Here is a 5376-nt window from a genome sequence, read left to right as displayed (position 1 = left end):
AGGTCTTCTAGAGTCATTTGCCGGTCCGATGAGGTTGATACACGTAAAACAGGCTCTTCCTCAACAATATGATGCAATCGTCAAGGACCTTCAGGATTTCGGGGGAGTGACCTTCTTCTCCTGGATCTATCACGGGATAGTATACTTCCTTTTCTGGCTCTATCAGTGGTCTGGAAATTTTGGTTGGGCACTGATTCTCTTCACAATTGTGACTCGATTCATTCTCTATCCTCTTTATCATATCCAGACTAAATCTATGCTTATGATGAGGATGCTGCAGCCGGAAGTAGATAGAATCAAGAAGAAGTACAAGGATCCCAAAAAGCAGCAGGAAGCAATGATGGCTCTCTACAAGGAAAAGGGTTACAATCCTGCCTCGGGATGTCTTCCGATACTTCTTCAGCTGCCAGTCCTTATCCTTCTATACAATGCTATAAGGTATTTCAGTGAAGTGATGGCATATACACCGGGTTTTCTCATATGGAAGGATCTTTCCGTTGGAAACTTCGTGCAGAACATACCATTCATTATTATCACAGTGGTCGTAGGAGTATTCAGTTCGTTACTCACGGCTCAGGATGCCAGATCGGCAAGATCAGGAGTCATTATGCAGGTCATCTTCCCGATACTGTTTGCCACATTCCCCTCTGGACTGTTGCTTTACTGGACCACCCAGAGTGTACTGCAGCTCTTGATAAGCTGGGTAGTCTACACACGCCAAGGAATAAAGGGACTGACTTTCAGGCAGATGCTCGGTTTACCGGAGAAACCCGCGAAGTAGATGGAGATACGCTCAGGAGGTGTTAGTCGAAATGAAGCCAGTTGAATACAGGGCCGAAACAGTCGAGGAAGCAATCAGATCAGCTCAGGCAGATCTTGACGCTTATGATGATGAAATTGAAGTTTCGGTCAAAGAGAAAGGCTCAAAAGGCTTTTTCGGAATCTTCGGGTCGAAAGAATCGGTTATTGAAGTAACCTTGCTTGATAAACACTGGGAGAGAAAGCTTCACGACTTCCTGAAGGGAATCCTGAAAAACTTCGACGAAGAGACCTTCTCCGAGATCAAGCTTTCAGGAAGAACTTATAGAGTGAGAATCGAAGGCGAGGAAGTCGCAAGACTTATCGGAAAACACGGAAAGACCGTGGCTGCGCTGCAGCACATATTGAATATCTATGCAAACAGAATGGCTCCGACGAAAGTCAATGTCACCGTGGACATCGGTGATTACAGGCTTGAAAGAAAGAGGCTGGTAGAAGAGATAGCCCACAGGGCGGCGAAGTCCGCTCTATCTAAGAGGAGCAAGATAGTTATGGAACCCATGTTTGCCTTCGAGCGCAGGCTGGTTCACGAGGTAGTCTCTCAGTATGAGGACTTGAAGAGCTATTCCATCGGTTTAGAGCCATACAGGAAAGTCGTGGTCGAGTATAGCGAGAGAAAGTACTCTTGCGACAGAAGATCAGATTCAAAGAGGAGGCGCTATGACAGTGTCAGACAGAATTCTAATAGGCAAAGCGCTTGATGTTAGGCCACAGCTCTTCGACAATGAAAATGTGAAGAGCGTTGCAAAGCGCGTATTGATAGGAAAGGCACAAGGTGCCTCGAACTTCGTGATGAGGTTGTTCACCGTCGGAGAAGGCGGATACAGCTCTCACCACAGTCATCCATGGGAACACGAGGTGTTCATTGTAGCCGGTGAAGCTGGAGTCGTAACTGACCAGGGCGAGATAACGGCTCCGGCTGGGAGTTACGTTTTCGTTCCCTCTGGAGTGAAGCATCAGTTCAAGAATAGGGGAAAGGGAGACCTCAAATTTATCTGTGTGATTCCATCTTCGGCAGATGAGGAATAGAATAGATACAGTTGATAAATTGAATTTGATTCGAAGGAGGAACCGTCATGCCGTTTTACAGATATAAGTGTGAAGACTGTGGAGAAGAAACCGAAGCCTTCCAGAAAATGTCCGATGAACCCCTTACGGTTTGCCCAGCATGCGGGGGCCATCTAAAGAAACTGCTGAACAGCGTGGGAGTTGTTTTTAAGGGTGGGGGCTACTACAGCACTGATTCAAAGAAATCTTTGACAGCTGATAGCAGCAAGAAACCTTCAACTTCTACTAGCAAATCAGAATAATCAAAAGGCATCTAAGCTAAGGTAAGGAACTGCGTTAGTTGAAAGAGGGGAGAACAGTCCCCTCTTTGCTTTTTCGTAAGCGACCATGGCAATCATGGCAGCGTTGTCGGTGCAAAGATCGACCGGAGGAAAGTAGGCCCTTATGCCCGTCTCTTCGGACAGTTTCTCCGCTCTATCTCGCAAAAGAGAGTTAGATGCCACTCCGCCTGCAAAGGCAATCTCTTTAAGACCTAAGCTGCCAGCGGCATCAAAGGTTTTCGTAACAAGTGAATCGACTATCGCTTCCTGTGCCGATGCCGCAACATCGTTTACAGAAACAGAGCGATTCTTCCTCAAGAAATAAAGAACGGAAGTCTTGAGACCGCTGAATGAGAAGTCAAAATTTCCTTTCTCTTGAAGCGGCCTGGGAAAGTGATACAACACCTTCCCCTCTTCTGCGGCCTTCTGTATCGCCGGACCTCCAGGATAACCCAGCTCAAGCAGCCTTGCAATCTTGTCAAACGCTTCGCCGGCCGCGTCGTCTCTGGTCTTGCCTATCAGTTCGATTCTGTCCCAGTCTCTCAAGACAAGGATCTCACTGTGCCCGCCCGATACAAGAAGCACCATGAACGGAGGCCTGAGAAACGGATACTTCAGAAAGTTCGCGTAAACATGTCCAAAGAGATGGTTTATCCCGATGAAGGGTTTGTTCGTCGAGAGAGCCATCGCCTTCGCGAAGGAAAGACCTACAAGCAGCGACCCGACAAGTCCGGGCCCCATTGTTGAAGCGAAAACATCGATGTTTTCTAACTCCAGATGGGCTTCTTCAAGAGAACTTCCGACGATTTTGTCGATAATCTCGAGATGCTTTCTCGCCGCGATCTCCGGCACTACTCCCCCAAATCTGCTGTGGATGTCTATTTGAGAGGAGACTACAGAAGAGAGAAGGTGGCCATCTTCAATGATGGCCACCGCTGTTTCATCGCACGAACTCTCGAGAGCCAGAACTTTCATCAGGCAGATTCTCTCGAGATTATCTCCGGAGAAGAGTTATGGACTATGACGTCTTCGTTGATGACGACCTTCTCCACATTGCTCATAGTAGGAATGTCATACATTATATCAAGCATTACCTGCTCCATTACGCTCTTAAGAGCCCTGGCGCCAGTACCTCTCTTCATAGCTCTTTCAGCAATCGCAATCAATGCGCCTTCAGAGAACTCGAGCTCGACGCCATCCAGTCCGAGCAACTTCTGGTACTGCTTGAGAATGGCGTTTCTCGGCTCGCTCATTATTCTCTTCAGATCCTCTACGTCGAGATCGTTCAGCGCTGCCAATACCGGAAATCTCCCCACGAATTCAGGAATCAGTCCGTACTGAATGAGGTCATCGGGCACTACCTGCTGAAGAACCTCACCAAGTCTGAGCTGGTTCTTTCCTTTGACCTTAGCGCCAAATCCCATGGAAGAATCAAGAACTCGCTGCTTTATTATGCTGTCCAGTCCACCAAAAGCTCCGCCAACGATGAATAGAATGTTACTGGTGTCCACTTTGATGAACTCCTGATATGGGTGCTTCCTTCCGCCTTGAGGAGGAACATTCGCGATGGTACCTTCTACAATCTTCAGTAGCGCCTGCTGCACTCCCTCTCCAGAGACGTCTCTAGTAATGGAGGGGTTGGGCGATTTTCTTGCTATCTTATCGATCTCATCAATGTAAATAATCCCATGCTGGGCCTTTTCGACGTCGTAGTTCGAAGACTGAAGAAGCCTGAGAACGATATTCTCTACGTCCTCGCCAACGTATCCCGCTTCTGTGAGCGGTGTTGCATCTGCAATAGCAAACGGAACATCGAGAATGCGAGCAAGGATTCTAGCAATAAGCGTCTTTCCTGAACCGGTAGGTCCTACCAGCATAATATTTGATTTCTCAATCTCAACGTCGTCCACATCGTTGAAGACCCTCTTGTAATGGTTATAGACTGAGACAGAGATAGTCTTCTTCGCGTTTTCCTGACCGATTACGTAACGGTCAAGCTCCTTCTTGATATCGGCAGGAGTCGGGAGCTTCTTTCCAGGCTCTTTCTTTGCTTTCTGGTCCTGCTGAATAATGTCGTAAAAAAGGTCTACACATTCGTTGCATATGTATCCTTCAGTTCCCGATATTAGCTTTTTAACCTGAGTGGCCGGTCTTCCGCAAAATGAACAGTGTTTTTCAAAAGGCAAGACTTTCCCTCCCATTAATTGCTGTTTTTATTATACACTGGAATAAGATAGCTCGCACGCGGAGGTAATGGATGAACGCTATTATTATAGACGGATACACCGATGAGCCGGCGGCCTTCGGAGTACCACCGTACATCTCGCCTAGAATACGTGCAATTGCCGGTGCCTTTCTGCTAAAAGGTTGCGAAATCGACTACCTTACGATCGACACAGTGAGGAGTAAGGACCTTTGGCAAAAAGGGAACTGCTATGACTACCTGGTAATCTACGGAGGAGTCACTACTTCAGGAAGATACATAGGCGGAACGCCTATCACCAGCTCGGAAATCTCGCAGCTGCTACAATCCAGTTCCGAAACTGTAAAGATTGTCAGCGGGCCTGTCGTATCGGTCGGCTACACTCTTAGAGGAGGAACGACCGCCTTCTCTCCCGACTTTAGAGGAGCCGATCATCTTCTGAGAGATGAGTTCGAGGTTGCAGCTTTTCTCGGGATCACATCGAACGAGTCGCGATACTCTCTACTGAACAGATTATATGTGGAAGGTGCCGAAATTATCGCCTTGCATCCCTCCTACCCGGAAGTGGTAGTTGAAATCGACATATCCTCAGCTTGTGAGAGAAGCGACGGCTATTGCTCATTCTGCACTGAATCCATTCTTTACGGCTCTTTCGAATGGAGAAGCATCGAAGGTATAATTCAGGAGTTCGAGAAACTAAGAAGCATTGGCGTAAAGGCTATCAGATTCGGAAGAAGCGCGAATGTAGTTGCCTACGGATATGACAGGAGCAGAGACAGACTCGATCCTGCACTCTCTGAAGAGCTGTTCAGGTCAGCCAGAACGATACTTGAGCCTGAGGTGCTTCACATAGACAACGGGAATCCGATTTTCATTGCCGGTCACCCCCGCGAATCGAGAGCAGTTATCGAATCGATTGTGAAATACAACACCGCAGGGGATACGATTTCCTTCGGTGTAGAGAGTTTCGACAAAGAAGCCCGAAAAAGAAACAACCTTGGCGGCAGTGTCGAAGATATAATATTC

The 5376-nt window shown here is 47.6% G+C and carries 7 protein-coding genes; 5 read left to right on the top strand and 2 right to left on the bottom strand.

Going from position 1 to position 5376, the window contains the following annotated elements; genetic code table 11:
• The 4 genes from yidC to B3K42_RS05195 form a co-directional block, all read left to right on the top strand.
• Positions 1-781, top strand: a 781-nt coding sequence (yidC, locus tag B3K42_RS05210; RefSeq protein WP_292597315.1) for a YidC/Oxa1 family membrane protein insertase, incomplete at its 5' end; no start/stop codon positions are given.
• Between the two features lie 31 nt (positions 782-812).
• Positions 813-1520: an RNA-binding cell elongation regulator Jag/EloR gene (gene jag, locus B3K42_RS05205; RefSeq protein WP_110990163.1), complete on the top strand. Its 708-nt coding sequence runs from the start codon at positions 813-815 to the stop codon at positions 1518-1520.
• A complete protein-coding gene (locus tag B3K42_RS05200) occupies positions 1486-1848 on the top strand; it encodes a cupin domain-containing protein (protein ID WP_110990162.1) in 363 nt (120 codons plus the stop codon). The genes jag and B3K42_RS05200 overlap by 35 nt, the downstream gene beginning before the upstream one ends.
• Before the next feature lie 47 nt (positions 1849-1895).
• Positions 1896-2129, top strand: coding sequence for an FmdB family zinc ribbon protein (locus B3K42_RS05195; protein WP_110990161.1), 234 nt, complete (start codon positions 1896-1898; stop codon positions 2127-2129).
• Here B3K42_RS05195 and tsaD read toward each other — a convergent pair whose 3' ends face one another.
• Both tsaD and clpX read right to left on the bottom strand, forming a co-directional pair.
• Positions 2130-3122 carry a tRNA (adenosine(37)-N6)-threonylcarbamoyltransferase complex transferase subunit TsaD gene (gene tsaD, locus B3K42_RS05190; protein WP_110990160.1) on the bottom strand — a complete coding sequence of 331 codons (993 nt, stop codon included), beginning with the start codon at positions 3120-3122 and terminating at the stop codon, positions 2130-2132. It lies immediately after the preceding gene.
• Entirely contained in the window at positions 3122-4348 is a 1227-nt protein-coding gene (gene clpX / locus B3K42_RS05185) for an ATP-dependent Clp protease ATP-binding subunit ClpX (RefSeq protein WP_181419036.1), read from the bottom strand. The genes tsaD and clpX overlap by 1 nt, the downstream gene beginning before the upstream one ends.
• A 56-nt stretch (positions 4349-4404) precedes the next feature.
• Between clpX and B3K42_RS05180 the strand changes: the two genes are divergently transcribed.
• Positions 4405-5376: radical SAM protein (locus B3K42_RS05180; protein WP_292597306.1), on the top strand; the 972-nt coding region annotated here is incomplete at its 3' end.

Source organism: Mesotoga sp. UBA6090, assembly GCF_002435945.1.
Lineage (GTDB): Bacteria > Thermotogota > Thermotogae > Petrotogales > Kosmotogaceae > Mesotoga.
This window is presented reverse-complemented; position numbering and strand designations above follow the sequence as displayed.